Origin of the sequence: Jannaschia sp. W003 (assembly GCF_025144335.1) — a bacterium.
In the GTDB taxonomy this organism is placed as follows: domain Bacteria; phylum Pseudomonadota; class Alphaproteobacteria; order Rhodobacterales; family Rhodobacteraceae; genus Jannaschia.
Genome location: NZ_CP083539.1, coordinates 592,131 through 618,030 on the forward strand (window position 1 = coordinate 592,131; position 25,900 = coordinate 618,030).

Below are 25,900 nucleotides of genomic sequence, written 5' to 3' on the forward strand. Positions count from 1 at the left end.
GGCGCGTCCTCCTCGGCGGGGTGATGGAGTCCGAGATGGCCCGCGCGCCCCTTGCGTCCACCCCGGCGATCCCCTACATGCGCCCTACCAGCGGCGCCCTCGGGCACCACCGAACACTCTGAGCGGGCCGCATGGCCCGCTTCGTCGTTTCCGGGGGACCCCATGTCCGACCTCATCGCCAAGACCGCGCTCGACCGGCGCCTGGCCGCCATCGTGCAGCCGGCGATCGAGGGCATGGGCTACGAGCTGGTGCGCCTGCGCCTGCAGGGCGGCAAGACCGCGACGTTGCAGATCATGGCCGACAAGCCCGACGGCGGCATCGAGGTCGACGACTGTGCGCGCATCTCCACGGAGCTGTCCGCGGTGCTCGACGTCGAGGACCCGATCGACGGTGAGTACGTGCTCGAGGTGTCGAGCCCCGGCATCGACCGCCCCCTGACCCGGCTCAAGGACTTCGACGCCTGGGCCGGCCACGAGGCCAAGCTGGAGACCGCCGAGCCCATCGACGGGCAGAAGCGCTTCAAGGGCGAGATCGCGGGCACCGAGGGCGACGAGGTTCTGGTGGAGATCGACCGCGAGGGCGGCGCTGTGACGATCGGCCTGACCTTCGACCTCTTGGCCGACGCCAAGCTGGTGCTGACCGACGAGCTGGTGCGTGAGACGCTGCGCCAGAGGAAGGACGCGGGCCAGATCGACCAGGCCCAGTTCGACGAGATTCAAACGATGGACGGCGAGGAAGACTGATGGCCATCACATCCGCAAACCAGCTCGAGCTCCTGCAGACCGCCGAGGCCGTCGCGCGCGAGAAGATGATCGATCCGGCCCTCGTGATCGAGGCCATGGAGGAGTCGCTCGCCCGCGCCGCCAAGTCCCGCTACGGCGCCGACATGGACATCCGCGTCGCGATCGACCGCAAGACGGGGCGCGCCACCTTCACCCGCGTCCGCACCGTGGTCGAGGACGAGGAGCTGGAGAACGAGAAGGCCGAGATGACGGTCGAGACCGCCCGGCAGTACATGGCCGATCCCGCGGTCGGCGACACGCTGGTCGAGGAGGTGCCCCCCGTGGACATGGGCCGCATCGCCGCCCAGTCCGCCAAGCAGGTGATCCTCCAGAAGGTCCGCGAGGCCGAGCGCGAGCGCCAGTACGAGGAGTTCAAGGATCGCGCCGGCACGATCATCAACGGCCTCGTCAAGCGCGAGGAGTACGGCAACATCATCGTCGACATCGGCGCCGGCGAAGCCGTCCTGCGCCGCAACGAGAAGATCGGCCGCGAGAGCTACCGCCCCGGCGACCGCATCCGGGTCTACATCAAGGACGTGCGCCGCGAGCTGCGCGGCCCGCAGATCTTCCTCTCCCGCACCGCGCCGGAGTTCATGGAGGAGCTGTTCAAGATGGAGGTCCCCGAGATCTACGACGGCGTGATCGAGATCAAGGCCTGCGCCCGCGATCCGGGCAGCCGCGCCAAGATCGCCGTGATCTCCTACGACAGCGGCATCGACCCCGTGGGCGCCTGCGTCGGCATGCGCGGCTCCCGCGTGCAGGCCGTCGTTAACGAGTTGCAGGGCGAGCGCATCGACATCATCCCGTGGAACGACGACGCGCCCACCTTCCTGGTGAACGCGCTGCAGCCCGCCGAGGTCTCGAAGGTGGTGCTCGACGACGAGAACGACCGCATCGAGGTGGTCGTGCCCGACGAGCAGCTGTCCCTAGCCATCGGCCGCCGTGGCCAGAATGTGCGCCTGGCCTCGCAGCTGACCGGTCTCGACATCGACATCCTCACCGAGGAGGAGGAGTCGAAGCGCCGGCAGGCCGAGTTCGAGGCCCGCACCAAGCTGTTCATGGACACGCTCGACCTCGACGAGTTCTTCGCCCAGCTGCTGGTCTCCGAGGGCTTCACCAACCTCGAGGAGGTGGCCTACGTCGAGTCGGACGAGCTTCTGGTGATCGACGGCGTCGACGAGGAGACCGCGGCCGAGCTGCAGGCCCGCGCCCGCGACCACATCGAGGAGCAGAACCGCAAGGCGCTGGAGAAGGCCCGCGAGCTGGGCCTCCAGGACGACCTCGCCGCCTTCGAGGGGCTCTCGCCCCAGATGCTGGAGGCGCTGGCCGCCGACGGCGTGAAGACGCTCGAGGACTTCGCCACCTGCGCCGACTGGGAGCTGGCCGGCGGCTGGACCGTAGAGAACGGCGAGCGCCACAAGGACGACGGCATCCTGGAGCCGTTCGACATGAAGCTGGAGGAGGCGCGCGAGCTGGTGATGACGGCGCGCGTGATGCTGGGCTGGGTCACCCCCGAGGAGGCCCTGGGACAGACCGACGACGGCGCCGAGGACGACGCCGCCGAACCCGAGGAGGCCGGGGCGTGATCGCCCCGGATCGTTTCCCTGACCCGCGGCGGCAGGACTTCCCCCTCTAGCGACCCCGAGCGGCGCTGCATCGTCACCGGCGAGACCGGCCCCAAGGCGGGGCTGATCCGCTTCGTGGTGGGTCCGGACGACACCGTCGTGCCGGATCTCGGCGCGAAGCTGCCGGGGCGCGGCATATGGGTCTCGGCGGGCCGGGCGGCCTTGGAAAAGGCCGTCGCGAAGCGCATGTTCTCGCGCGGGGCCAAGCGGCAGGTCACCGTCCCCGAGGGACTGGTGGACACCGTGGAGGCCGGGCTGCTGGCCCGCGTGCAGGGCTCGATCGCCCTGGCGCGCAAGGCCGGCGAGGCGATCTGCGGCTACGAGAAGGTCAAGACGGCCCTGGGCGGCTCGCGCATCGCCGCGCTGCTCCAGGCCACCGACGGGTCGGAGCGGGGCAAGGGCAAGCTGTGGACCCCGGAAGGGGCCCGCTGGATCGGCCATCTCAGCGCCGACGAGCTGGGCCAGGCCTTCGGCCGCGAGCGTGTGATCCACGCCGTGGTGGCGGCTGGCACCCTGGGACGAAGAGTAGTAGAGGACGCCGCGAAGCTGAAAGGCTTACGCGGCACTGACGGAGGCGATGGGGCCTCCGGGAAGGATATTGGGAACGCATGAGCGATACCGACGGCAAGAAACCCTTGGGTCTTTCGGGCGGCGCGCGCTCGGGTCAGGTGAAGCAGAGCTTCGCCCGTGGCCGGACCAAGAACGTCGTGGTGGAGACCAAGCGCAAGCGCGTGATGGCTCCCAAGCCCGGCACCAACACGGCCGCGCAGGCCTCGGCCTCCGGCTCGAAGTCGAAGGCCGGCGCCACCGACGCGGAGATGGACCGCCGCCTCAAGGCGCTCCAGGCCGCCAAGGCCCGCGAGGCCGAGGAGGACGAGCGCCGCAAGCGCGAGGAGGAGGAGCGCGCGCAGGAGCGCCAGCGCCGCCGCGCCGAGCTCGAGGCCAAGGAGCGCGAGGAGAAGGAGCGCGAGGAGCTCCTCAAGCAGAAGGCCGAGGAGGACGAGCGCCGCAAGCGCGAGGCCGAGGAGGCCAAGAACCGCCCCGCCGACGCCGTGGCCCAGCCCTCCGAGCCCAAGGCCGACCAGCCCGCCCGCTCGCGCAACCTCGGCCCCGATGCGCGCCCCGGCGGCCGCGACGCGCCGCGCAAGCGCGACGACGACGCCGGCAAGCCCAAGGGCGGCGACAACCGCCGGTCCGGCAAGCTGACCGTGAACCAGGCCCTCCGGGGCGGCGAAGGGCGCACGCGCTCGCTCGCCTCCATGCGCCGCAAGCAGGAGCGCCAGCGCCGCGGCGGCCCGAGCCAGCCGCAGGAGAAGGTCGTGCGCACGGTGCAGCTCCCCGAGGCGATCACCGTCTCGGAGCTGGCCAACCGCATGTCCGAGCGCGTCGCCGACGTGGTGAAGTCCCTGATGCAGAGCGGCATCATGGCGACCCAGAACCAGCCCATCGACGCCGACACCGCGGAGCTCCTGATCGAGGAGTTCGGCCACAAGGTGCAGCGCGTCTCGGCCTCCGACGTCGAGAACGTGATCCATCAGGCCGAGGACGCGCCCGAGGACCTGGAGCCGCGTGCCCCCGTGATCACGATCATGGGCCACGTCGACCACGGCAAGACGTCGCTGCTGGATGCGATCCGCAACGCCAAGGTCGTGGCCGGCGAGGCGGGGGGCATCACCCAGCACATCGGCGCCTACCAGGTCGAGCAGGGCGACGCGAAGCTCACCTTCCTCGACACGCCGGGCCACGCCGCCTTCACCTCCATGCGTGCCCGCGGCGCGCAGGTGACGGACATCGTGGTGCTGGTGGTGGCCGCCGACGACGCGGTGATGCCGCAGACCATCGAGGCCATCAACCACGCCAAGGCCGCGCAGGTACCGATGATCGTCGCGATCAACAAGATCGACCTGCCCGCCGCCGATCCCGACAAGGTCCGCACGGACCTGCTCCAGCACGAGGTCGTCGTCGAGAAGATGTCGGGCGACGTTCAGGACGTGGAGGTCTCGGCGCAGACCGGCCAAGGTCTCGACCAGCTGCTGGAGGCGATCGCCCTCCAGGCCGAGATCCTGGAGCTGAAGTCCAACCCCGACCGTCCCGCCGTGGGCGCCGTGGTGGAGGCCCAGCTCGACGTCGGCCGCGGTCCCGTGGCCACCGTGCTCGTGCAGAACGGCACCCTGCGCCAGGGCGACATCTTCGTCGTCGGCGAGCAGTGGGGCAAGGTGCGCGCCATGGAGGACGACCAGGGCAAGCGCGTGAAGGAGGCCGGTCCCTCGGTCCCCGTCGAGGTGCTCGGCCTCAACGGCACGCCCGAGGCGGGCGACGTGCTGAACGTCGTGCAGTCCGAGGGCCAGGCCCGCGAGATCGCCGAGTTCCGCCAGCAGCAGGCCAAGGACGCCCGCGCCGCCGCCGGCGCCGCGACGACCCTCGACCAGCTTCTCGCCAAGGCCAAGGACGACCAGAACGTCAGCGAGCTGCCCATCGTGGTGAAGGCCGACGTGCAAGGTAGCGCCGAGGCCATCGTCCAGGCGATGGAGAAGATCGGCAACGACGAGGTGCGCGTGCGCGTCCTGCACTACGGCGTCGGCGCCATCACCGAGAGCGACATCGGCCTCGCCGAAGCCTCGGGCGCCCCGGTGATCGGCTTCAACGTCCGGGCCAACGCGCCCGCACGGGCCAGCGCCAACCAGAAGGGCGTGGAGATCCGCTACTACTCGGTGATCTACGACCTCGTGGACGACGTTAAGGCAGCCGCATCCGGCCTGCTGTCGGCGGAGATCAAGGAGACCTTCATCGGCTACGCCGAGATCCGCGAGGTCTTCCGCGTCACCGGCGTCGGCAACGTCGCGGGCTGCCTCGTCACGGAAGGCGTCGCGCGCCGCTCGGCGGGCGTGCGCCTGCTGCGCGACAACGTCGTGGTCCACGAGGGCACGCTCAAGACGCTCAAGCGCTTCAAGGACGAGGTGAAGGAGGTCCAGTCGGGCCAGGAATGCGGCATGGCGTTCGAGAACTACGACGACATCCGCGCCGGCGACGTGATCGAGATCTTCACCCGTCAGGAGGTCGAGCGCTCGCTCACCTAACCTGCCGACCAGACGACCCGGAGGGCCCCCATGCGGGGCCCTTCGCATCCCGCCGATGCCCCCTTCCACGCGGCGCGGCGACGGCTAGGCTCCCCCGAAAGGGAGCCCCGCCATGACCGTATTCCGCAGCCACCTGCCCGACGTCGCGCTTCGCGACACGACGATCCCCGAGCGGGTGTTCGAGGGCCTCCGGGGCCGCGAGGACGAGGCGGTGCTGATCGACGGCCCCACGGGCCGCGCGCTGACCGGCGCCGGGCTGATGGACGCGGTGAAGCGCCTCGCCGGCGGGCTGGCGGCGGACGGCGTCGGGCCGGGCCGCGTGGTGGCGCTGCTGGCCCCGAACTGCCCGGAATACGCGGTCGCCATGTTCGGCGCGCTTTGGGCGGGCGGCACCGTGACGACGCTGAACCCCAGCTACACCGCCTCCGAGGTGCGCCACCAACTGGAGGACTCGGGTGCGGAGTGGCTCGTGGTGCCCGAGGCGATGCTGGAGACGGCGCGGGCCGGGATCGAGGGGACGAAGGTGCGGCGCGTGGTCGTCATGGACGGCACCGGCGCGGACGGCATGGAGGCGGCGATGGGCGCGGCCATGGAGGCGCCTGCCGCGGTCGACCTCGATGCGCCCGCCCTGCTGCCCTACTCCTCGGGCACCACGGGGCTGCCCAAGGGGGTGATGCTCTCGCACCGGCAGGCGGTGGCCAACATCGACCAGATCCTTGGCTTCGAGGCCGTCGAGCCGGGCGAGACCGGCGTGTTCTTCCTGCCCTTCTTCCACATCTACGGCATGCAGGCGGGTCTGACCTCGTATCTCGCGGCGGGCGCGCGCATCGTCACCCTGCCCCGCTTCGACCCGCAGCTCTACCTGGAACTCTGCCAGCGTCACCGCTCGCGCACGCTCTGGGTGGTGCCGCCCGTGGCGCTGATGCTGGCCAAGCACCCGGTGGTTGAGAGCTTCGACCTGTCCGCCGTGGAGATGGCGTTCTCGGCCGCGGCCCCCCTCGGGGGCGAGCTGGGCGAGGCCATGGGCCGGCGCCTGGGCTGCGTCGCCGGGCAGGGCTACGGCATGACCGAGGCCGCGCCCGTGGTGACGCTGATGAACAGCCGAACCGCGCGCCCCGGCTCCGTGGGCGTGCTCGCGCCCATGACCGAGGCGCGCATTGTGGACCCCGAGACGGGCCGCGACATGGGCCAGGGCGAGGAGGACGAGTTGTGGGTGCGCGGACCGCAGGTGATGACCGGCTACCTGAACCGCCCCGAGGCCACCGCCGAGACGCTGGTGGAAGGCGGCTGGCTGCGCACCGGCGACATCGCGCGCTTCGACGCGGACGGCTACCTCTTCATCGCCGACCGGCTCAAGGAGCTGATCAAGGTCAAGGGCTTCCAGGTCGCGCCCGCCGAGCTGGAGGCCGAGCTGTGCACCCACCCGGAGATCGCGGACGCGGCCGTGATCGGCGAGCCGGACGACGAGGCGGGCGAGGTGCCGGTGGCCTTCGTGGTGCGGGCCGAGGGCTCGGAGATCTCGGAGGAGGCGGTGAAGGCCCACCTCGCGGGCCGGCTCGCCACCTACAAGCAGCTGCGCCGGGTCTCCTTCGTCGACGCGATCCCGAAGTCGGCCTCGGGCAAGATCCTCAGGCGGATGCTGCGCGCCGCGGGTTGAGGCGCACCACGGCGGCGTTCAGCGCCGCCGCATAGGTGATCCACGCGAGGTAGGGCGCCGCCAGCGCGAAGGCGAGGTGGTCCAGCGGCCAGAGGGCGGCGAGCAGCATCGCCGTCGCCCCCCATAGCAGCACGATCACCACGAGGGCCGCGCGCGGGCGATGGAGGCCGAAGAACACCGGCGTCCACACCGCGTTGAGCACGATCTGCAGCGTCCACAGCGCCGAGGCCCGCTCCGCCCCCGGCAGGGGCGCGATGCGGGCAGCCACCACCGCGAGCAGGAGGTAGAGCAGGGTCCACGCCACCGGGAACAGCCAGTTCGGCGGCGTCCAGCGGGGCTTGCGCAAACCTGCGTACCACGCACCCGGCCGGAACAGCGCGCCCGTGGCGGCAGCGGCGCCGCAGGCGGCGAGGTAGATGGCCAGGAGCGCGGGGTCCACGATCTACTCGGCCGCTTCCATCTCCTCGGTGCCGTACTGCGCGAGGAAGGCGTAGAGGTCGATCGCGTCCTCCTCCTTACGCACCTTGTAGCTCATCTTGCCGCGCCCGTTCTCGCCGCTGACCTCCTGCAGGTGCTTCGTGGGGTCCATCACGTAGGCCGCGAAGTTCGCCTCGTCGTAGCGCGCGCCGGTCTCGCCGGCGGCCTCCATCAGGCTGCTGTAGCTGTAGTCCTCGAGCGCGCCGTAGACCCGGCCCGCGACGCCGTAGAGGTTCGGGCCGGTGCGCATGTTGGCACGGCCCGCGAGCACCTCGCCCTCGGGGTCCACGACGTTGTGGCAGCTCTGGCACTGGCGGAACGCCTTCTCGCCCGCGGCGGCGTCGCCGGTGGCCGCGAGGTCGAGGTCGGCATGGGCGTCGGCGAGGGCCGGGCCGGCGAGGAGGAGGAGCGGGGCGAGGAAGCGGATCATGGGGGGTCTCCGGTTGGGTGTGCGGTGGAGCTATAGCACGCCGCGCCCCGGTCCAGTGCGCCCCCCCGCCACGGGGGCGGGACATTCGGTCGCCCGGCCTTATGTTGGCATCGGAGCAACCCGCGAGTGCCGATGCCAGACCCCATCCTCGTCCCCGCCTGGGAGGGCGGCCGCCTCCGCCCGGTCGAGAAGCTGGAGGTCCACCGCAGGGGCCTGCGCCACAAGGCGGTGTCGGTGTTCGTGCAGCGCGGCGGCCTCACGCTGATCCAGCAGAGGGCGGCCTCGAAGTACCACTCGCCGCTCCAGTGGGCCAACGCCTGCTGCACCCATCCCCTCTGGGGCGAGAGCGGGGTCGACTGCGCGCAGCGGCGCCTTGCCGAGGAGCTGGGAATCGAGGGGCTGGAGATGCGCCCCCGCCCCGGCGTCGAGTACCGCGCGCCCGTGGGCGACGGGCTGGTGGAGCACGAGGTGGTCGAGGTGTTCGTGGCCGAGGCCCCGCCGGGGCTGGAGCCGCGCCCCGCGCCCGCGGAGGTGGCCGCCACCGAGTGGATCGCCCCCGACGCCTTGCGCGCCCGCATCGAGGCCGCGCCGGAGCGCTTCGCGCCGTGGCTGCGCATCTACATGGCCGAGCACCGCGCCGCGATCCTCGGGGCCTGAGCACAGGGGGCGATGGCCGCCGCCGCCGCCGTGCTATGTTCGGGGGGCGAAGGAGACGCGCGATGGACCATGTGGTGGTGATCGGGGCCGGCGTGGGCGGGCTCGCCGCGGCGATGCGGCTGGCCCATGCGGGCGTGGACGTGACCGTGCTCGACCGCCACCCCCAGCCGGGCGGCAAGATGCGCGCCGTGGACACCGAGGCCGGCCCCGTGGACTGCGGCCCCGCCGTGATCTCGCTGCTCCCCTTCCTCCAGCAGGCCTTCGCCGCCTGCGGCGCGGAGCTGGAGCGCGAGGTGCCGCTGCGCCCGCTGGAGAGCCTCGGCCGCCACCACTGGGTCGACGGCTCGCATCTCGACCTCTTCTCGGACTACGAGCGCACCCGCGCCGCCGTGGAGGCCTTCGCCGGCCCCCGCGCCGCCGACCAGTTCGCGCGCTTCCACCGCAGCGCCGAGGCGCTGTTCAAGGTGTTCGAGAAGCCCCTGAGCGCCGCGAAGCCCTCCGCCGCCGGTCTGGTCGGCTCGGTGGCGCGTCAGCCCTGGCTGATCCCCTCGCTCACGCCGGGACGCTCCATGGCGCAGGCGCTGACCGCGCGCTTCCACGACCCCCGCCTGCGACAGCTCTTCGGGCGCCACTCCACCTTCCTCGCCGGCTACCCCAACGCGGCGCCCGCGCTGATGGCCGTGATCTGGTACGCGGAGTCGCAGGGCGCCTGGGGCGTGGAGGGCGGCATGGCCACCCTCGCCCGCGCCATGCAGGCGGTGGCCGAGCGCGGCGGCGCGCGCTTCCGCCTGGGCGAGCCGGCCGAGGAGATCGTGGTGGACGGCGCCCGCGCCACCGGCGTGCGCGTGGGCGGCGAGACGCTGGAGGCGGACGCGGTGATCCACTGCGGCGACCCGGCGGCGCTGCGCGACGGCATGCTGGGCGACGGCGCCCGGGCGGCGGCCCCCGCGCCCTCGGGCACGCGCGGCCTGTCGGCCTGGGTCTGGGGCTTCGCGGCGCGCGCCGAAGGAGGCGCGCTCGCCCCCCACAACGTGTTCCACGCCGAGGACCCCGAGGCCGAGGGCCGCGACATCGCGCTCGGCCGCCTGCCCCGCGACCCCACGATCTACGTCTGCGCCCCCGACCGCGTGGACGGCGTGCCGGACGGCCCCGAGCGGTTCGAGATCCTCGTCAACGCCCCCCTGCGCCCCGGCACCGAGGCCGACCCCGAGGAATCCGCGCTCTGCCGCGACGTGGTGTTCGGTGCGCTGGAGCGGCGCGGCCTGCGCATCGATCCGCGCCCGCCGCTGGAGGCGCTGACCGCGCCCGAGGACTTCAACCGCCTGTTCCCCGGCTCCGAGGGCTCGCTCTACGGCGTGCATCCCGCCGGGCTGGGCGCCGCGTTCCGGCGCCCGCAGGCGCGCACCGCCGTGGCGGGCCTCCTCGTGGCCGGGGGCGGTGCCCATCCCGGCGCGGGGCTGTCGCTGGCGGCCCTCTCGGGCGTCCACGCCGCCGAGGCCGCCGCTGAGGACCTCGCCGCGCCCGCCCCCCGCGCGCCGGCCCGTTCCTTGCGCGCGAGCCGCCTGCCGGGCCGCCGGGGCCGCTTCCGCTGAGGGTGGCGCCCCGCGCGCCCCGTGCCCATATGGGGCGCGAAACGAGGAGGCCCCCCATGAGCGACGACTTTCCCGGCTGGCACGGCACCACGATCATCGGCGTGCGCAAGGGGGGCCGCGTGGTGGTCGCCGGCGACGGACAGGTCTCGCTGGGCCAGACCGTGATCAAGGGCACCGCCCGCAAGGTGCGCCGCCTCAAACCGGGGGGCGCCGAGGTGGTCGCGGGCTTCGCCGGCTCCACCGCCGACGCCTTCACGCTCCTGGAGCGGCTCGAGGGCAAGCTCGAGGCGCACCGCGGCCAGCTCGCCCGCGCCTGCATCGAGCTGGCCAAGGACTGGCGCACCGACAAGTACCTGCAGAAGCTGGAGGCCATGCTGATCGTCACCGACGGCGACGCGCTGCTGATCGTGACCGGCGCCGGCGACGTGCTGGAGCCCGAGCACGACGTCGCCGCCATCGGCTCGGGCGGCAACTACGCGCTGGCCGCGGCGCGCGGGCTGATGGAGACCGACCGCGACGCCGAGGCGGTCGCGCGGGCGGCGATGGCGATCGCGGCGGACATCTGCGTGTACACCAACGGGAACCTGACGGTGGAGAGCATCGCGGGATCGGGCGCGCAGGGGGACTGACGCGCCCCGTCCCGGCCTCGCGCTGGGATCTCTGCTCACCATGAGCGCACCAATCCGAACCCGACGCGCGAGCGACAACCAGTGGCCCCGGGTCAGGCCCGGGGCGTGCCCTCCCCCACCAGCGTCGCCGCCACCGGCAGGTGATCCGACGCCCGCCGGTCGAACCCCTCGGCGACCACCCGCGCCCCCTCGATCCGCAACCCCGGTCCCGCGAGCACCCGGTCCAGCGGGAACACCGGACGCCGCGAGGGATAGGTCGGCCCCGGCGCTGCCATCGTCCAGCCGTCGGGCAGTGCGAGGCCGCCCGCGCGCCATTCGTTCGTGTCACCCACGATCGCGTGCGGCCCCGGCATCGCCTCCAGCGCCGCGTGCACTGCCCGGAGCTGCGCCCGCCGGTGCCACCCGGCGAGCCCCAGGTGTACGCAGGCCAGCGACAGCGCGCCCTCCGGCCCGTGCAGGCGCACCAGCACTGCGCCGCGCACCTCCCAGCCGCGCAGCGAGAGGTGGTGCGGCGGATCTGCCCGCCAGCCGCCGCGCAGGAGCACCGCGTTGCCGCGCCATCCCAGCCCCGGCCCCAGCCCACCATGCACGGGGCGCCACCCCATCGCCGAAAGCGCGCCCAGAGGGAGCGAGGAGCGGCGGCCGAACCGGGCCTCGGCTTCCTGCAGGCAGACGACGTCGGCGCCGAACGTCCCCAGTGCGTCGACGATGCGCCCGGCCGAGGGCCGCATGTCGGTGCCCCACGCGAAGCGCAGGTTCCAGCTCGCCACCTCGATCCGCATCCGGCTCTCCCCTGCAACCCCGCCCCGCGCTTGCGCTCCGCCCCGCGGCGCCCCATTTCGGCGCCATGACCGACCTGACCCCCCGCGAGATCGTCTCCGAACTCGACCGCTTCGTGATCGGCCAACGGGACGCCAAGCGCGCCGTGGCCGTGGCCCTGCGCAACCGCTGGCGCCGCCAGCGCCTCGAGGGCGCCATGCGCGACGAGGTGTATCCCAAGAACATCCTGATGATCGGCCCCACCGGCGTGGGCAAGACCGAGATCAGCCGCCGCCTCGCCAAGCTGGCCCGCGCGCCCTTCCTGAAGGTCGAGGCCACGAAGTTCACCGAAGTCGGGTACGTGGGCCGCGACGTGGAGCAGATCGTGCGCGACCTCGTGGACGCGGCCGTCGCCATGGTGCGCGAGCACATGCGCGAGGACGTCAAGGACGCGGCCCACCGCGCCGCCGAGGACCGGGTGATCGCCGTGCTCGCCGGCGAGGACGCCCGCGAGGGCACCCGCGAGGCGTTCCGCCGCAAGCTGCGCGCGGGCGAACTGGACGCCAAGGTCATCGAGATCGAAGTGGCCGACACCTCGAACCCCCTCGGCATGGAGATCCCCGGCCAGCCCGGCGCGGGCCAGATGCCGAACCTCGGGGAGCTGTTCGGCAAGGCCTTCGGCCGCCGGAGCCGCAAGCGCATGACCGTGGCCGCCTCCTACGAGGTGCTGCTCGCCGAGGAGGCGGACAACCTTCTCGACGACGAGGCCGTGAAGCGCGAGGCGGTGCGCGCCGTGGAGCAGGACGGCATCGTGTTCCTCGACGAGATCGATAAGGTCTGCGCGCGGTCGGACGCCCGCGGCGGGGACGTCTCCCGCGAGGGCGTGCAGCGCGACCTCCTGCCCCTGATCGAGGGCACTACCGTGTCCACGAAGCACGGCGCGGTCCGCACCGACCACATCCTCTTCATCGCCTCGGGCGCCTTCCACGTGGCCAAGCCCTCGGACCTGCTCCCTGAGCTGCAGGGCCGCCTGCCGATCCGGGTGGAGCTGCGCGCGCTGACCGAAGAGGACTTCGTGCGCATCCTCACCGAGACCGACAACGCCCTGACGCGCCAGTACACGGCGCTGATGGGCACCGAGGGTGTGACCGTCACGTTCACCGAAGGCGGCATCGCCGCGCTCGCACGCATCGCCGCCGAGGTGAACGGGTCGCTCGAGAACATCGGCGCGCGGCGGCTCCACACCGTGCTGGAGCGCGTGTTCGAGGACCTGAGCTTCGAGGCCCCCGACCGCTCCGGCGACGCGGTGGAAGTGGATGCCGCCTTCGTGGAGCGCCACCTCGCCGAACTGGCCGCCTCCGAGGACCTGTCCCGGTACGTGCTTTGAGCGCCGCCCCGCCGCTGGGGACGTTCCTGCGGGCCAATGCCCGCGCCCTCGCGGCGGGCATGCTGATCGCCTTCACGTCGTCCTACGGGCAGACCTTCTTCGTCTCGCTCTTCGCGGACGACGTGATGCGCGAATATGGCCTCAGCGACGGCGGCTGGGGCGCGCTCTATGCCGCCGCCACGATCCTCTCGGCGGGCGCCATGATCTTCGCGGGTTCCCTGACCGACCGCCTGCGGGTGCGCGTCCTGGCGGCGTGGGTCTGCGCGGGGCTGGCGGGGGCGTGCCTGCTGATGGCCGGCGCCGGCCACTGGACGTTGCTGGTGCTGGCCGTGTTCGCGCTGCGCTTCACCGGGCAGGGCATGATGAGCCACCTCTCGGCGGTGGCCATGGCGCGCTGGTTCACGCGCGGGCGGGGGCGGGCGCTGGCCATCGCCGCCTGCGGCTTCGCGCTGGGGCAGGCGGTGCTGCCCGTCGCCTTCGTGGCCGCCGAGCCGACCTTCGGCTGGCGCGCCCTCTGGGTCGTGGCCGCCGTGCTGGCCCTTCTTGCCGCCGTCCCCATCCTCGCGCTCCTGCGCTTCGAGCGCACCCCCGCCGAGGCCGCCGCCGCCTCCGAGGCCGCGGGCCTCGACGGCGTCCACTGGACCCGCGCCGCGCTCCTGCGCGCGCCGCTGTTCTGGCTGCTGGTGCCGCTGCTGCTGGGCCCGCCCGCCTTCGGCACCGCGCTGTTCTTCCACCAGGTCCATCTGGCAGGCGCGAAGGGCTGGGCGCTAGTGGACTACGTGGCGCTGCTGCCCCTGTTCACCGCGACGACCATCGCCGCGATGCTCGGCTCGGGCTGGCTGATCGACCGCTTCGGCGCGGTCAGCATCGTGAGGGTCTACCTCCTGCCCTTCATCGTCGGCTTCGCCCTGATGGCATGGGCCACCACCCTGCCCCACGCCGCCCTCGCCCTCGCGGTATTCGGCCTCGGGGTGGGCGCGCAGGGCACGCTCGTCACCGCACTCTGGGCGGAGCTCTACGGCACGCGCCACCTCGGTGCGATCAAGGCGCTCGCAGCGGCGATCATGGTGCTCGGCTCGGCACTGGGGCCGGGACTGACGGGGGCGCTGATCGACCTCGGCTGGGACTTCCCGGCGCAGATGCCGGGCATCGCACTCTACATGCTGGCGGCGCAGGCGCTGGCAGCCCTGGCCCTGAACGGCGTGCGGGGGCGCCTACCGCGAGCGTCGGAGATAGACGTAGTAGGCGCCTGAGCCGCCGTGGCTGCGGTGCGCCTCGGCCACCTGCAGCACGAGCGGCGCGAGGGGCGGCATCCGCAACCACTGCGGCACCTGATGGCGCAGCACGCCCGTGCGCGTCGGGATCGGCCCGCCCTCGTCGCGGCGCTTGCCCTTGCCGGTGACCACCAGCAGGAGGCGCTTTCCCTCGGCGTTGGCCCGCATCACGAAGCCCTGGAGGGCCGGAAACGCCCGCTCCAGGGTCATGCCATGGAGGTCGAGCTTGGCGTCGGGACGCAGCTTGCCCGCCCGCAGGCGGTGGAAGGCGCGGGCGTCCATGGCCACGGGCGCGCCGCGCACCGCATCGCGCACCGAGGGCGCGAGGTCGTGGCGAGGCGCGGGGGGCGGCGCCTTCTGGCCGATCCGGAAGCGCGGCAGGGGCCGGGCCTCGCGCTTCGGGGCGGCGTGCGGCGGCCCGTCGGGGTCGACGCCCGGACGGTCGGGCACGGCCAGCGCGCGGCGCGAGCGCTCCAGCGGGTCGGCGGTGGTGCGGTAGGCCTCCCAGGCGCGGCGGTCGGACTCGCTCAGGCGCTTCATCGCGGCTGGAGCACGACCATGCGCCCGCCGTGGTTCAGCGCCCCCGCCATGCGGCCCGCCTCCTCGCCCGTGCCGAAGAACAGATCGGCCCGGCCCACGCCCACGATGGCGCTGCCGGTGTCCTGCGCGGCCACCAGACGGCGGATCGGCCCGCCCGCGGCCGGCGGCGCGTCGCACTCGATCCAGACCGGCAGGCCGAGGGGGATCACGTTCGCGTCCACCGCGATGGAGCGGCCCGCGGTCACGGGGCACAGCGTGCCCGGCGGCCCGCCGTCGCCCGCGTCGTGCAGCGCGCGGAACATCACGTAGGAGGGGTTCTCGCGCATCAGCGCCACGCCGCGCGCGCGGTCCTCGCGCAGCCAGTCGAGCAGGGCGTCGGCGGTGATCGCGTCGGGCGCGAACACGCCGCGCTCCACGAGGATGCGGCCGATGGAGCGGTAGGGGTGCCCGTTCTTGGCGGCGTGGGTCACGCGCAGCACGCCGCCATCCGCGAGCCGGATGCGCCCCGAGCCCTGCACCTGCAGGAAGAAGCGGTCCACCTCGTCGCGCAGCCAGGCGATCTCCTGGCCGCGAAGGAGGTCCTCGGCCTCGATCTGCGCGCGGGGGGCGCCGATGCCCATGGGGGGCGGCGCGTGGACGGGCACGGGGAAGGTGTCGGAACACTCGGCGGCGCCGTCGAGCTCGGGCTCGAAGTAGCCGGTGAATTGGGCGGCGGGCAGCAGCCAGGGGGTGAAGCGCTCCTCGAAAAAGCGCCGGGGGTCGCCCTCGGGCATCTCCAGCCCGGGCGCCATGCTCAGGGCCCGGAGCGCGGCGCCGTGATCGTCCGCCTCCCAGCCCCGGAGGTCGGACCAGCGCAGTTCCGCCGCGCCGCGCACGCTATTCGCCCGTGGCGATCAGCTTCCAGTTCGGATCGTCCGAACCCATGACGCGCGCGAAGGTCCAGACGTCGCGCTGCTTCTTGATCTCGTTCGGATCGCCCTCGACGATGCGGCCCTCGGAGTCCTTCACCACCGAGGTCAGCTCGCCGATGAACCGGATCGTGATCTCGGCCTCGCGGGTGTCGCGGTCGAAGGTGGCCTCGGTCAGCTTGGTCTCGCGCACGCCCACGAAGTTGGCGTGGACCCGCAGGCCCTTGTCCTCGCGCTCGGAGATGACGCCCAGGAACGCCTCGTACACCTCCTCGCCGAGGAAGGGCTGCACCGCGGCCAGGTCGCCGTTCTCGTAGGCCATGAGGATCATCTCGTAGGCCTGCCGCGCGCCCGACACGAAGTCGGTGACGCCGAAGCCCGGCTCGGCCAGCTTCATGGCGGCGAGCGCCTTGGCGCTGTCGGAGCCGTCCTCGACGTGGTCGGTGATGTCGCGGTCAGGGCCGCCCTCGATCACCTCGAAGTCGCGGCGCACGGGGGCGCGGCGCGAGGGCGCCGTGTCCACCGCGGGCGGCTTCTCGAACCCGGTGCGGGTGCCGAGCACATTCTTCAGCCGCACGATCAGGAAGAGCGCGATCGCGGCGAGCACCAACAGCTGTATCACGGCGTCATCCATCCTTCTCGCGAGCCCCCGCCTTGGTAGATCAAGGCTCGGACATATGTAAGGGCGCGAAGGGGTCAAGGGAACCGGAGGTCCGCGCCCATGTGGCTGTTCGCGCTGTTCGTCGCCGTGCCGATCGTGGAGATCGCGCTGTTCATCCAGGTCGGGGGATGGCTGGGGCTGTGGCCCACGCTCCTGATCGTGATCCTGACGGCCATGCTCGGCACCGTGCTGGTGCGCCGCCAGGGGCTGGCGGCGATCCGCGAGGTGCAGGGATCGCTGACGGAGCTGCGCGATCCCACGCGCCCGCTCGCCCACGGCGCCATGATCCTCGCCTCGGGGCTGCTGCTGCTGACGCCGGGCTTCTTCACCGACGCCGTGGGCTTCGCGCTGCTGGTGCCTGCGGTGCGCGACGCGGCCATGGCCTTCGTCGCGCGGCGCGTCACGGCGGCGCGGTTCACGGTGGGGCCGGACGGGCGGCCCACCCCCGCCGACCCGCGCATCGACCCCCGCCGCGCCGCCCCTCCGCAGCGCCCCGCGCGCGGCGAAGTGCTGGAGGGCGACTGGGAGGAGGTGCCGCACGACCCCGACGCCCCGCCCTCGGGCTGGACCCGGCGCGACTGACGGCGCGCCGACCCCTCCCCGCGTTGCCGCTTCGGCGCGCCGCTGCTAGCACGGGCGCCGACCCATCACCCCGGAGAGACCCATGGCCGACGAGACCACGCCCGAGACCGGTGCCGAGAACGGCGCCGCCGCCCCGCAATCCGAGAACGCGCCCGCCGCCGGCGAGGGCCAGCAGCAGCAGGCCCAGCCGCAGATGCAGATCCTGGGGCAGTTCATCCGCGATCTGAGCTTCGAGAACATCGCCGCCCAGAAGGGCGTGACCTCGGACGGGCAGCCCGACATCGGCGTGCAGGTCGGGCTGGATGCCCGCAAGCGCAAGGCCGACGGTCAGTACGACGTCACCGTGAAGCTGAAGGTCGAGGCTAAGGCCAAGGACAGCGATGCGGTGATCTTCGGGCTAGAGCTGGACTACGCCGGCATCTTCGCGATCGCGAACGTGCCCGACGCGCAGCTCCATCCCTACCTGTTGATCGAGTGCCCGCGGATGCTGTTCCCGTTCGTGCGCCGCGTGGTCCACGACGTGACCCGCGACGGCGGCTTCCCGCCGCTGAACCTCGAGCAGATCGACTTCATGCAGCTCTACCGCCAGCAGCTCGCGCAGCGCGCGCAGGCCGAGGCCGCGAAGGCCCCGACGAACTGACGGCCCGGCGCCCCCGCGCGGGGGCGCCCCCTCACGTCCGGCGCCAGAGCGGCGCGTCCCCCAGGGAAGCGACGAACGCCTCGTGCGCCGCACGCTCCGCGTCGGTGATGCGCGGCGCGAGGGGTGCGGGCCGCGGACGCGGGCGCCAGGCCTCGTCGCCCGCATCGCGCCGCCCCGTGGCCGCCAGCGTCAGGCCGGGCTGCCGGCCCCCGATCAGCTCTAGGTAGACCTCGGCCAGGATCTCGCTGTCGAGCAGCGCGCCGTGCTTGGTGCGCGCGGCGTTGTCCACGCCGAAGCGGCGGCACAGGGCGTCCAGCGAGGCGGGCGAGCCGGGGAACTTGGAACGCGCGATGGCCAGCGTGTCGACAGCCCGGTCGGCGGGCAGCCGCGCGAGGCCCATCCACTCCAGCTCCGCGTTCAGGAACTTCATGTCGAAGGCGGCATTGTGGATCACCAGCTTGGCGTCGCCGATGAAGTCCAGGAACGCCTGCCCGATCTCCTTGAAGGTCGGGAAGCCGCGCAGGAAGTCGTCGCCCAGCCCGTGCACCTCGAAGGCGCCCTGGGGCATGGAGCGTTCGGGGTTGATGTACTGATGATAGACCTCGCCGGTCACCACGTGGTTCACCAGCTCCACGGCGCCGATCTCGACGATGCGGTCGCCACTCTCGGGCTCGAAGCCGGTGGTCTCGGTGTCGAGGACGATCTCTCTCATGACAGCTCCGCGATGATCTCTGCTACCCTATCTCGTGCCGTACGAAGCGTCGACGTCTCTATGATGTAGTCCGCGCGCCGTCGCTTCTCGGCATCGGGCACCTGCCGCGCGAGGATCGCCCGGAACTCGGCCTCGGTCATGGTGCCTCGTCCGAGGACGCGTTCGGCCTGCGTGGCGGCGTCGGTGGTGACCACCGCGACCTTGTCGCAGTACCGCTCGCCCCCGGTCTCGAACAGCAGCGGCACGTCGAGGACCACGAGGCGCCGGGGATGTTTCACGAGAAACACCGCGCGGTCCTCGGCGACGAGCGGGTGGACGATGGCGTTCAACCGGTCCAGCGCGTCCGGCTCGCGCGTGACGACCGTCCGCAGCGCGTCGCGGTCCACGGCGCCGTCCCGAACCGTGCCGGGGAACGCAGCCGCGATCGGCGCCACCGCTGCACCATTCGGCCCGTACATCCGGTGCACCGCCGCGTCCGCGTCCCATACCGGCACGCCCGCCTCGCGGAACATCGCCGCCGTGGTGCTCTTGCCCATGCCGATGGAGCCCGTGAGCCCGAGGATCACCCCAGCACCGCCCGCCGCAGCGCATCGTCCACCTCGGGGCGGAGGCCGAACCACCGCTCGAAGCCTGGCACGGCCTGGTGCAGCAGCATGCCGAGCCCGTCCACCGCCGGGTTGCCCCGCGCGCGGGCCGCTTTGAGCAATGGCGTCTCAAGCGGCGTATAGACGATGTCGCAGACCACGGCGTCCGCGGGCAGGCCGTCCAGCGGCACCTCCAGCGCGGGCTGGCCCGTCATGCCGAGGCTCGTGGTGTTCACCAGCAGCCCCGCGCCCTCCACGGGCGGCACCCAGCCCACCGCTACGCAGCGCGGAAAGGCCTCCGCCAGCGCCTCGGCCTTGGCGCGCGTGCGGTTGGCGATCCGCACCTCGGGCACGCCCGCCTCCACCAGCGCGTCGACCACGCCGCGCGCCGCGCCCCCGGCCCCCAGCACCACCGCCGGACGGTCCGCCCGCCACGCTGCGCCGGCGCGCAGGCTCTCTGTGAACCCGTAGGCGTCGGTGTTGTCGGCCTCGAAGCCCCCGTCGCGGAACGTCAGCGTGTTCGCCGCCCCGATCCGCCGCGCGCGCGGCGTCGCCTCGGCGGCCAGCCGCAACACCGCCTCCTTGTGGGGCAGCGTCACGTTACATCCCGCGAAGCCCAGCCGGGGCAGCATCCGCAGGACGTCCTCCAGCTCCCTGGCCCGCACCCGCAGCGGCACATAGGCCCCGTCGATCCCGTGTCGGCGCAGCCAGTGGCCATGAAGGCGGGGCGAGCGCGAGTGGGCGATGGGATCGCCGATGACGGCAGCCAGCCTCATGTCTCGATCAGCCCGCGCTCGGCGAGGTGATCCAGCACGGCCAGAAGCGGCAGGCCCAGCACGGTGAAGTAGTCGCCGTCGACCTTGTGGAACAGGCGCGCGCCCTCCTCCTCCAACTTGTAGGCGCCCACGGAGTGGCGGATGCTCTCCCAGTTCCGCTCGACGTAGGCCTCCACGTAGGCGTCCGAGAGGTCGCGCATCACCATCCGCACCTCGCCCACATGGCGCCAGACCGGCCGGCCGTCCTCGGCGATCACGGCGGCCGAGAGCAGCCGGTGCTGACCGCCGCGCAGGGCGTGGAGCTGGCGCACCGCCTCGTCCGGCGTCGCGGGCTTGCCCAGGATCGCCCGCCCGTGGGCCAGAACCTGGTCGGCGCCCAGCACCAGACCGGGCCGCGCGCCCTTCGTCGCCTTCATCTCCGCCAGCGTGTCCGCCACGTCGCGCGCGGGCGCGTCCACGGCGGCGAGCGCGGCGCGCACCACGTCCTCGTCGAGGCGGGCGGGGCGAATCGCGACCTCGACGCCGGCGGCGCGGAGCATCGCGGCACGGGCTTCGGAGGCGGAGGCGAGGGTCAGCATTGGGGACGGCTCCGTGGAGAACCCGGTGGGATTGGGGATGAGTAGAGGGGGGACGGCGCGGGCGCAAACCGCCTCGGGGTCCGGACGGGGGAGAAGCCGCCCTTCCGTCCACGATTCCCCCACCGCCCCGGTTCCTCCCCACCCCCCGTGGGCGGGAGGCCGGGCGGGACCGGGCGTCCCGGCGCTTTCCACAGCCCCGCCCACAAGTCCGCGCCCCATCCCCGCGGGCCGCGCCGGATTCCGCTCAGGGGCCGGGATGGGGCACGGCGCGCCCCTCCCCCCGTCCGCCCACAGCGTGTGGACGGCGCGGTTGTCCCCGCAACTCAGCGCTTCAACCACTACATCCTTCTTTCTCTTTTCCTTTATTTAGGGGGAGGATCCGGGCGATTGACTTGGGGGGCCGCCCCGCCTAGCACCGGTCCAACGGCGGGCCGTCCTGGTCCACAGGCCGTTTCCCGACCCCAGATGACCGCGAGCGCTCCTAGCGCCCGCCCCGTGGAGCCGCATGCCATGCGCGATGACGTCACCCCCACCCCCGACGACGCCCCCGAGACCGTCGAGAGCCTGAACCTCAAGGATCTGAAGGCCACCTCGCCCAAGGCGCTGGTGGACATGGCCGAGGAGCTCGAGATCGAGAACGCCTCGACCATGCGCAAGGGCGAGCTGATGTTCTCGATCCTGCGCGAGCGGGCCGACGAGGGCTGGGAGATCATGGGCGAGGGCGTGCTCGAGGTGCTGCAGGACGGCTTCGGCTTCCTGCGCAACCCCGAGGCCAACTACCTGCCCGGCCCCGACGACATCTACCTCAGCCCCGACGTGATCCGCGGCCACAGCTTGCGGACCGGCGACACTGTCGAGGGGCTGCTGCAGGCGCCCGACGAGAACGAGCGCTACTTCTGCCTGACCAAGGTCACCTCGATTAACTTCGAGGACCCCGAGAAGGCGCGCCACAAGGTCTCGTTCGACAACCTGACGCCGCTCTACCCCGACGAGCGCCTGACGATGGAGATCGAGGATCCCACCACCAAGGACCGCTCGGCCCGGATCATCGACCTGGTGGCCCCCATCGGGAAGGGCCAGCGCGCGCTGATCGTGGCGCCGCCCCGGACCGGCAAGACGGTGCTGCTGCAGAACATCGCCAAGTCGATCGAGACCAATCACCCCGAATGCTACCTCATGGTGCTGCTCATCGACGAGCGCCCCGAGGAGGTCACGGACATGCAGCGGTCGGTGAAGGGCGAGGTCATCGCCTCCACCTTCGACGAGCCCGCGACGCGCCACGTGGCGGTGTCCGAGATGGTGATCGAGAAGGCCAAGCGCCTGATTGAGCACAAGCGCGACGTGGTGATCCTGCTCGACTCGATCACGCGCCTCGGCCGCGCTTTCAACACCACGGTCCCGTCCTCGGGCAAGGTGCTGACGGGCGGCGTCGACGCCAACGCGCTACAGCGCCCCAAGCGCTTCTTCGGCGCCGCGCGCAACATTGAGGAGGGCGGCTCGCTGACGATCATCGCCACGGCCCTGATCGACACCGGCAGCCGCATGGACGAGGTGATCTTCGAGGAGTTCAAGGGCACCGGCAACTCGGAGATCGTGCTCGACCGCAAGATCGCCGACAAGCGCGTGTACCCGGCGATGGACATCCTCAAGTCCGGCACCCGCAAGGAGGATCTGCTGGTCGATCCCAACCACCTGCAGAAGACCTTCGTGCTGCGCCGTATCCTGAACCCGATGGGCACCACCGACGCGATCGAGTTCCTGATCTCGAAGCTGAAGCAGACCAAGACCAACGCGGACTTCTTCGACTCCATGAACTCCTGAAGCCATGCGCGAGACGATCCACGCCCTCGCCACCGCGCCGGGCCGGGCGGGGATCGCGGTGCTGCGCGTGTCCGGCCCCGCCGCGGACGCGATCTGCGCAGCGCTCGTGGGCCGCCTGCCCCCGCCCCGCCTCGCCAGCCGCGTGCAGGTGCGGGACGCGGACGGGGCCCTGATCGACGAGGCGCTCGCCCTGCGGTTTGAGGAGGGGGCCAGCTTCACCGGTGAGCCGGTCCTGGAGTTGCACCTCCACGGCGGTCCCGCCATCGTCCGTTCTGTGACGGCCGCGGTCGCTGCCACGGGCCTCGCCCGCCCCGCCGAACCCGGAGAGTTCACCCGCCGCGCTTTGGAGGCGGGCCGCATGGACCTCACCCAGGTTCACGGGCTGGCCGATGCGCTCGAGGCCGAGACCGAGCGCCAGCGCGTCGCCGCCATGCGCCGCCTGTCAGGCGAGACGGGCGCGCGGTTCCGCGATTGGCGCCGCAGCTTGGTGGAGATCGCTGCGCGGCTGGAGGCGACGGTGGACTTCGCCGACGAGGATCTGCCCGCGGACGTGACCGCCGGCCTCGCCGCGCGGCTGGCGGAGGTGGCCGAGGGGCTGGAGCGCGAGGTCGCCGGCTTCGACGCCGCCCGCGCGCTGCGCGACGGGTTCGAGGTTGCCGTGATCGGCCCGCCGAACGTCGGAAAGTCTAGCCTTATCAACGTCTTGTCCGGCCGTGACACGGCGATCGTCTCGGACGTCGCCGGAACCACGCGCGACGTCCTGGAGGCGCGGCTCGACGTCGGCGGCTTCCTCGTCACCGTCCTCGATACCGCCGGGTTGCGCGAGACCGGCGAGACCGTTGAGCGGATCGGCGTCGCGCGCGCGCGCGAACGGGCCGAGGGGGCGGACCTGCGCATCCATGTCTCCGACCGGGACACGTGGGACACGGACGATCTGTTCCGCACGGGCGACATTCGCGTCCGGTCAAAGAGCGACCTCGGAGGGGACGCATCGAATGACGCGCTCCCCATCTCCACCCGCACCGGTGACGGCATCACCCCCCTCCTCGCCCGGATCGAAGACACCCTGTCCGCCCGCGTCGGCGGCATGGGCGAGATCACCCGCACCTACGAGCGCGAGGCGTTCGAGCGCGGTGCCCGGCATCTTCGCGCCGCCGCGGGCATGGTCGAGGACGCTGGCGTTGAACTGGTTCTCGACGAAATCTATGTGGCGATACGTGCCGTCGATCAGGTCATCGGCACGGTGGACGTCGAGTCGCTACTGGGCGAAATCTTCTCGTCCTTCTGCATCGGGAAGTAGGGGTTTCACGTGAAACATCGGTACGACGTCATTGTCATTGGCGGAGGCCACGCCGGCTGCGAGGCCGCCTGTGCCGCGGCGCGCATGGGCGTATCCGTGGCTCTCGTGACGATGCGGCGCACCGATCTGGGCGTCATGTCCTGCAATCCGGCGATCGGCGGACTTGGAAAGGGACATCTCGTCCGCGAGATCGACGCGCTCGACGGGATCATGGGAACCGCGGCGGATCGTGCGGCGATCCAGTACCGGCTGCTCAACCGCAGCAAGGGTCCGGCGGTCCAGGGGCCGCGGGCGCAGGCGGACCGCGTGCTGTACGCCGAGGCGGTCCGCGAACTCGTTGCCCGGCATTCTAGCCTCGAGGTGATCGAAGCCGAAGTCGCGGCCCTACAGATAGAGACCGGCCACGCCGTCGGCGTTCGCACCCGCGATGGCGCGACCATCGATGCGCCCCGCGTGATCATCACGTCCGGCACCTTCCTGAACGGGAAGCTCCACGTGGGACACGAGGCGAGCGCGGGCGGCCGCATGGGCGACGCCGACTCCGTGGAACTCGCACGGCAGCTCCGCGACCTCGCGCTCCCCCTCGGGCGCCTCAAGACCGGAACGCCCCCGCGGCTGGACGGGCGGACCATCGACTGGGACTGCCTTGCCCGCCAGGAGGCGGACGCCGATCCGAGCTACCTGTCCTTCCTGACCGACCGCACCCATGCGCGTCAGGTCGCGTGCGGGATCACCGAGACGAACCCCCGCACCCACGAGATCATCGAGGCCAACCTTGCCCGGTCCGCCATGTACGGCGGCACCATTGACGGCGTCGGTCCGCGCTATTGCCCCTCGATCGAGGACAAGGTCGTCCGGTTCCCCGACAAGGAGCGCCATCAGGTGTTCCTCGAGCCCGAGGGGCTGACGACCGATCTCGTTTATCCCAACGGCATCTCCACGTCCCTGCCCGTCGACGTGCAGGAAGAGTATGTTCGGACGCTCGAAGGTCTCGAACGGGCTGAGATCGTCCAGCCGGGCTATGCGGTCGAGTACGACTACGTCGACCCCCGCGCGCTGCGTCCGACTTTGGAGCTCCGCGACCTGCCCGGCGTCCACCTCGCCGGGCAGATCAACGGGACGACGGGATATGAGGAGGCCGCTGCGCAGGGCCTCGTCGCCGGACTGGCTGCCGCGTCCGCGGTGCTGAACCGCGATCCGCCGCGGTTCGCCCGCGACACGAGCTACATCGGCGTCATGATTGACGACCTCACCTCGAGCGGGGTGACGGAGCCGTACCGCATGTTCACGTCGCGCGCGGAGTATCGTCTCCAACTCCGATGCGACAACGCCGACCAGCGGCTGACGCCGTTCGGCGAGAGCGTCGGCTGCGTGTCCTCTGCCCGGTCCGAAGCGTTCGGCCGCAAGATGGACCGGATCGAGCGCGAGCGTACACGGCTAATGGCGTTCGCCATGACGCCGACGGAACTGCGGCGGGCGGGCGTTCCGGTAAAGGAAGATGGAAAGCGGCGGAACGGGTTCGAGATCCTCCGATTGCGCGGGGCGGAAGCGGTTGCGGAGGCTGCCTTGGAACTGGAGGCACTCCCCGCGGACGTTGCGCTCTCTCTCCGGTCCGAAGGCCTCTATGGCGCCTATCTCGACCGAATGCACGCCGACATCCGTCGGCTCGAAGCTCGGACCGATGTCGAGATTCCCGCGGATGCGTCTTTCTCGTCCATTCCCGGTCTATCGAACGAACACGTCCAGAAGCTTGCTGCCGCGAGGCCTCGGTCCATCGCCCAGGCCGCCAAGGTCGACGGAATCACGCCGACGGCACTTCTTGTCCTCATTCGGACATTCGAGGCGCGGGACGCCGAGACGGCGTGATCTGCGATGTTTCACGTGAAACGTCGGAGATGCTCGACACCTATCTCGACGAACTCCTCCGTTGGAATGCACGGATAAACCTCGTCGCGAAGTGTTCACGCGACGAGGCGTGGTCGCGCCACATCCAAGACAGTGTTCAGATCGTCCAGTGCGCCGAGCCCCCGGAACGCTGGACCGACCTCGGGTCGGGCGGGGGCCTGCCTGGAATGGTCGTGGCGATCCTTCTGCGTACGTCGACACAGGTGACGATGATCGAGGCGGATCATCGCAAGGGCGCGTTTCTACGGCACGTCGCGCGAGTCCTAGACCTCGACGTCGCCGTCATCTCCGAGCGCATCGAACGCGCTCCGACAAGTCCGGGAAACGTGGTGTCCGCCCGCGCCCTCGCCCCTCTCGCAACGCTCCTTGGGCTTGCCGAACCCCACCGCGCGCCCGGCGGCATCCTCCTGTTCCCGAAAGGCGTCACGTGGCGTGATGAGGTGGACGAGGCCCTTGCGACGTGGCGCTTCGACGTCCAAAGCATTCCCAGCCGCACCCGAGACGGAGCGGCCATCCTTCGCATCGTGGACCCGGAGCGCCGCTGAG

General features: G+C 71.9%; 26 protein-coding genes. 16 read left to right on the plus strand and 10 right to left on the minus strand.

Annotation, left to right across the window (positions count from 1 at the left end; genetic code table 11):
* Nucleotides 1-162 precede the first annotated feature (162 nt).
* The 5 genes from rimP (at nucleotide 163) to K3554_RS02765 (ending at nucleotide 7,142) form a co-directional block, all read left to right on the plus strand.
* On the plus strand, nucleotides 163-744 hold the full coding sequence (rimP, locus tag K3554_RS02745) for a ribosome maturation factor RimP (RefSeq protein WP_259943182.1): 582 nt from the start codon (nucleotides 163-165) through the stop codon (nucleotides 742-744).
* The gene (nusA, locus tag K3554_RS02750; RefSeq protein WP_259943185.1) at nucleotides 744-2,369 is read left to right on the plus strand and encodes a transcription termination factor NusA; all 1,626 of its coding nucleotides are present in this window, start codon (nucleotides 744-746) and stop codon (nucleotides 2,367-2,369) included. Before rimP ends, nusA begins: the two co-directional genes overlap by 1 nt.
* Nucleotides 2,370-2,387: 18 nt before the next feature.
* Nucleotides 2,388-3,020 (plus strand): RNA-binding protein, encoded by a 633-nt coding sequence (locus K3554_RS02755; RefSeq protein WP_259945753.1) that lies wholly within the window; start codon nucleotides 2,388-2,390, stop codon nucleotides 3,018-3,020.
* Nucleotides 3,017-5,485: a translation initiation factor IF-2 gene (infB, locus tag K3554_RS02760; RefSeq protein ID WP_259943188.1), complete on the plus strand. Its 2,469-nt coding sequence runs from the start codon at nucleotides 3,017-3,019 to the stop codon at nucleotides 5,483-5,485. The genes K3554_RS02755 and infB overlap by 4 nt, the downstream gene beginning before the upstream one ends.
* Nucleotides 5,486-5,597: 112 nt before the next feature.
* Nucleotides 5,598-7,142 (plus strand): AMP-binding protein, encoded by a 1,545-nt coding sequence (locus tag K3554_RS02765; RefSeq protein WP_259943190.1) that lies wholly within the window; start codon nucleotides 5,598-5,600, stop codon nucleotides 7,140-7,142.
* On the opposite strand, the gene tspO is transcribed toward K3554_RS02765, so the two are convergent.
* Nucleotides 7,114-7,581, minus strand: coding sequence for a tryptophan-rich sensory protein TspO (gene tspO / locus K3554_RS02770; RefSeq protein WP_259943193.1), 468 nt, complete (start codon nucleotides 7,579-7,581; stop codon nucleotides 7,114-7,116). The genes K3554_RS02765 and tspO overlap by 29 nt on opposite strands.
* 3 nt (nucleotides 7,582-7,584) lie before the next feature.
* Nucleotides 7,585-8,049, minus strand: a complete 465-nt coding sequence (locus K3554_RS02775) for a cytochrome c family protein (protein WP_259943195.1) — start codon at nucleotides 8,047-8,049, stop codon at nucleotides 7,585-7,587.
* A 132-nt stretch (nucleotides 8,050-8,181) separates the two neighbouring features.
* Here K3554_RS02775 and K3554_RS02780 point away from each other — a divergent pair, with 132 nt between their 5' ends.
* The 3 genes from K3554_RS02780 (at nucleotide 8,182) to hslV (ending at nucleotide 10,927) form a co-directional block, all read left to right on the plus strand.
* Entirely contained in the window at nucleotides 8,182-8,706 is a 525-nt protein-coding gene (locus K3554_RS02780; RefSeq protein ID WP_259943198.1) for an isopentenyl-diphosphate delta-isomerase, read from the plus strand.
* Between the two features lie 62 nt (nucleotides 8,707-8,768).
* Nucleotides 8,769-10,298: a 1-hydroxycarotenoid 3,4-desaturase CrtD gene (crtD, locus tag K3554_RS02785; RefSeq protein ID WP_259943210.1), complete on the plus strand. Its 1,530-nt coding sequence runs from the start codon at nucleotides 8,769-8,771 to the stop codon at nucleotides 10,296-10,298.
* A 56-nt stretch (nucleotides 10,299-10,354) separates the two neighbouring features.
* Complete coding sequence (gene hslV, locus K3554_RS02790) at nucleotides 10,355-10,927, plus strand: ATP-dependent protease subunit HslV (RefSeq protein ID WP_259943212.1); 573 nt, start codon at nucleotides 10,355-10,357, stop codon at nucleotides 10,925-10,927.
* Nucleotides 10,928-11,019: 92 nt separating this feature from the next.
* On the opposite strand, the gene K3554_RS02795 is transcribed toward hslV, so the two are convergent.
* Nucleotides 11,020-11,709: an endonuclease/exonuclease/phosphatase family protein gene (locus K3554_RS02795; RefSeq protein WP_259943216.1), complete on the minus strand. Its 690-nt coding sequence runs from the start codon at nucleotides 11,707-11,709 to the stop codon at nucleotides 11,020-11,022.
* A 65-nt stretch (nucleotides 11,710-11,774) separates the two neighbouring features.
* Between K3554_RS02795 and hslU the strand changes: the two genes are divergently transcribed.
* The gene (hslU, locus tag K3554_RS02800) at nucleotides 11,775-13,073 is read left to right on the plus strand and encodes an ATP-dependent protease ATPase subunit HslU (RefSeq protein WP_259943218.1); all 1,299 of its coding nucleotides are present in this window, start codon (nucleotides 11,775-11,777) and stop codon (nucleotides 13,071-13,073) included.
* Nucleotides 13,070-14,326, plus strand: a complete 1,257-nt coding sequence (locus tag K3554_RS02805; RefSeq protein ID WP_259943220.1) for an MFS transporter — start codon at nucleotides 13,070-13,072, stop codon at nucleotides 14,324-14,326. Before hslU ends, K3554_RS02805 begins: the two co-directional genes overlap by 4 nt.
* Here K3554_RS02805 and K3554_RS02810 read toward each other — a convergent pair.
* Genes K3554_RS02810 through K3554_RS02820 form a run of 3 tightly spaced genes read right to left on the minus strand, consistent with a single transcriptional unit; the run spans nucleotide 14,288 to nucleotide 16,429 of the window.
* The gene (locus K3554_RS02810; protein WP_259943245.1) at nucleotides 14,288-14,887 is read right to left on the minus strand and encodes a Smr/MutS family protein; all 600 of its coding nucleotides are present in this window, start codon (nucleotides 14,885-14,887) and stop codon (nucleotides 14,288-14,290) included. The two genes, K3554_RS02805 and K3554_RS02810, sit on opposite strands and share 39 nt — an antisense overlap.
* Nucleotides 14,884-15,762: an MltA domain-containing protein gene (locus K3554_RS02815; RefSeq protein ID WP_259943248.1), complete on the minus strand. Its 879-nt coding sequence runs from the start codon at nucleotides 15,760-15,762 to the stop codon at nucleotides 14,884-14,886. The genes K3554_RS02810 and K3554_RS02815 overlap by 4 nt, the downstream gene beginning before the upstream one ends.
* 1 nt (nucleotide 15,763) lies before the next feature.
* Nucleotides 15,764-16,429 carry a Tim44/TimA family putative adaptor protein gene (locus tag K3554_RS02820; protein WP_259943251.1) on the minus strand — a complete coding sequence of 222 codons (666 nt, stop codon included), beginning with the start codon at nucleotides 16,427-16,429 and terminating at the stop codon, nucleotides 15,764-15,766.
* 87 nt (nucleotides 16,430-16,516) lie between these two features.
* Between K3554_RS02820 and K3554_RS02825 the strand changes: the two genes are divergently transcribed.
* Both K3554_RS02825 and secB read left to right on the plus strand, forming a co-directional pair.
* Nucleotides 16,517-17,038 carry an FxsA family protein gene (locus K3554_RS02825; protein WP_259943253.1) on the plus strand — a complete coding sequence of 174 codons (522 nt, stop codon included), beginning with the start codon at nucleotides 16,517-16,519 and terminating at the stop codon, nucleotides 17,036-17,038.
* Nucleotides 17,039-17,231: 193 nt separating this feature from the next.
* Nucleotides 17,232-17,678, plus strand: coding sequence for a protein-export chaperone SecB (gene secB, locus K3554_RS02830; RefSeq protein ID WP_259945756.1), 447 nt, complete (start codon nucleotides 17,232-17,234; stop codon nucleotides 17,676-17,678).
* A gap of 31 nt (nucleotides 17,679-17,709) precedes the next feature.
* Here secB and dnaQ read toward each other — a convergent pair whose 3' ends face one another.
* From dnaQ to K3554_RS02850, 4 genes are read right to left on the minus strand one after another with little or no spacing between them, the layout of a single operon-like run.
* Entirely contained in the window at nucleotides 17,710-18,390 is a 681-nt protein-coding gene (gene dnaQ / locus K3554_RS02835; RefSeq protein ID WP_259943255.1) for a DNA polymerase III subunit epsilon, read from the minus strand.
* A complete protein-coding gene (gene coaE, locus K3554_RS02840) occupies nucleotides 18,387-18,956 on the minus strand; it encodes a dephospho-CoA kinase (protein ID WP_311200360.1) in 570 nt (189 codons plus the stop codon). The genes dnaQ and coaE overlap by 4 nt, the downstream gene beginning before the upstream one ends.
* Complete coding sequence (locus K3554_RS02845) at nucleotides 18,953-19,750, minus strand: shikimate dehydrogenase (protein ID WP_259943257.1); 798 nt, start codon at nucleotides 19,748-19,750, stop codon at nucleotides 18,953-18,955. Before K3554_RS02845 ends, coaE begins: the two co-directional genes overlap by 4 nt.
* Nucleotides 19,747-20,328: a nucleoside triphosphate pyrophosphatase gene (locus K3554_RS02850; protein WP_259943259.1), complete on the minus strand. Its 582-nt coding sequence runs from the start codon at nucleotides 20,326-20,328 to the stop codon at nucleotides 19,747-19,749. The genes K3554_RS02845 and K3554_RS02850 overlap by 4 nt, the downstream gene beginning before the upstream one ends.
* A 510-nt stretch (nucleotides 20,329-20,838) precedes the next feature.
* On the opposite strand from K3554_RS02850, the gene rho reads away from it, so the two are divergent.
* Genes rho through rsmG form a run of 4 tightly spaced genes read left to right on the plus strand, consistent with a single transcriptional unit; the run spans nucleotide 20,839 to nucleotide 25,899 of the window.
* Nucleotides 20,839-22,149, plus strand: coding sequence for a transcription termination factor Rho (gene rho, locus K3554_RS02855; RefSeq protein WP_259943261.1), 1,311 nt, complete (start codon nucleotides 20,839-20,841; stop codon nucleotides 22,147-22,149).
* Nucleotides 22,150-22,153: 4 nt separating this feature from the next.
* The gene (mnmE, locus tag K3554_RS02860) at nucleotides 22,154-23,449 is read left to right on the plus strand and encodes a tRNA uridine-5-carboxymethylaminomethyl(34) synthesis GTPase MnmE (RefSeq protein WP_259943262.1); all 1,296 of its coding nucleotides are present in this window, start codon (nucleotides 22,154-22,156) and stop codon (nucleotides 23,447-23,449) included.
* 9 nt (nucleotides 23,450-23,458) lie between these two features.
* Nucleotides 23,459-25,315 carry a tRNA uridine-5-carboxymethylaminomethyl(34) synthesis enzyme MnmG gene (gene mnmG, locus K3554_RS02865; RefSeq protein WP_259943263.1) on the plus strand — a complete coding sequence of 619 codons (1,857 nt, stop codon included), beginning with the start codon at nucleotides 23,459-23,461 and terminating at the stop codon, nucleotides 25,313-25,315.
* Nucleotides 25,316-25,344: 29 nt separating this feature from the next.
* On the plus strand, nucleotides 25,345-25,899 hold the full coding sequence (gene rsmG / locus K3554_RS02870; protein WP_259943265.1) for a 16S rRNA (guanine(527)-N(7))-methyltransferase RsmG: 555 nt from the start codon (nucleotides 25,345-25,347) through the stop codon (nucleotides 25,897-25,899).
* Nucleotide 25,900: the final 1 nt, after the last annotated feature.

Bases quoted from the DNA above. Each gene is read 5' to 3' on its own strand.
- rimP (WP_259943182.1), top strand. From the start codon at position 163: ATGTCCGACCTCATCGCCAAGACCGCGCTCGACCGGCGCCTGGCCGCC.
- nusA (WP_259943185.1), top strand. From the start codon at position 744: ATGGCCATCACATCCGCAAACCAGCTCGAGCTCCTGCAGACCGCCGAG.
- infB (WP_259943188.1), top strand. From the start codon at position 3,017: ATGAGCGATACCGACGGCAAGAAACCCTTGGGTCTTTCGGGCGGCGCG.
- K3554_RS02765 (WP_259943190.1), top strand. From the start codon at position 5,598: ATGACCGTATTCCGCAGCCACCTGCCCGACGTCGCGCTTCGCGACACG.
- K3554_RS02775 (WP_259943195.1), bottom strand. From the start codon at position 8,049: ATGATCCGCTTCCTCGCCCCGCTCCTCCTCCTCGCCGGCCCGGCCCTC.
- K3554_RS02780 (WP_259943198.1), top strand. From the start codon at position 8,182: ATGCCAGACCCCATCCTCGTCCCCGCCTGGGAGGGCGGCCGCCTCCGC.
- crtD (WP_259943210.1), top strand. From the start codon at position 8,769: ATGGACCATGTGGTGGTGATCGGGGCCGGCGTGGGCGGGCTCGCCGCG.
- hslV (WP_259943212.1), top strand. From the start codon at position 10,355: ATGAGCGACGACTTTCCCGGCTGGCACGGCACCACGATCATCGGCGTG.
- K3554_RS02795 (WP_259943216.1), bottom strand. From the start codon at position 11,709: ATGCGGATCGAGGTGGCGAGCTGGAACCTGCGCTTCGCGTGGGGCACC.
- hslU (WP_259943218.1), top strand. From the start codon at position 11,775: ATGACCGACCTGACCCCCCGCGAGATCGTCTCCGAACTCGACCGCTTC.
- K3554_RS02810 (WP_259943245.1), bottom strand. From the start codon at position 14,887: ATGAAGCGCCTGAGCGAGTCCGACCGCCGCGCCTGGGAGGCCTACCGC.
- K3554_RS02820 (WP_259943251.1), bottom strand. From the start codon at position 16,429: ATGGATGACGCCGTGATACAGCTGTTGGTGCTCGCCGCGATCGCGCTC.
- K3554_RS02825 (WP_259943253.1), top strand. From the start codon at position 16,517: ATGTGGCTGTTCGCGCTGTTCGTCGCCGTGCCGATCGTGGAGATCGCG.
- secB (WP_259945756.1), top strand. From the start codon at position 17,232: ATGCAGATCCTGGGGCAGTTCATCCGCGATCTGAGCTTCGAGAACATC.
- dnaQ (WP_259943255.1), bottom strand. From the start codon at position 18,390: ATGAGAGAGATCGTCCTCGACACCGAGACCACCGGCTTCGAGCCCGAG.
- K3554_RS02845 (WP_259943257.1), bottom strand. From the start codon at position 19,750: ATGAGGCTGGCTGCCGTCATCGGCGATCCCATCGCCCACTCGCGCTCG.
- K3554_RS02850 (WP_259943259.1), bottom strand. From the start codon at position 20,328: ATGCTGACCCTCGCCTCCGCCTCCGAAGCCCGTGCCGCGATGCTCCGC.
- rho (WP_259943261.1), top strand. From the start codon at position 20,839: ATGCGCGATGACGTCACCCCCACCCCCGACGACGCCCCCGAGACCGTC.
- mnmE (WP_259943262.1), top strand. From the start codon at position 22,154: ATGCGCGAGACGATCCACGCCCTCGCCACCGCGCCGGGCCGGGCGGGG.
- rsmG (WP_259943265.1), top strand. From the start codon at position 25,345: ATGCTCGACACCTATCTCGACGAACTCCTCCGTTGGAATGCACGGATA.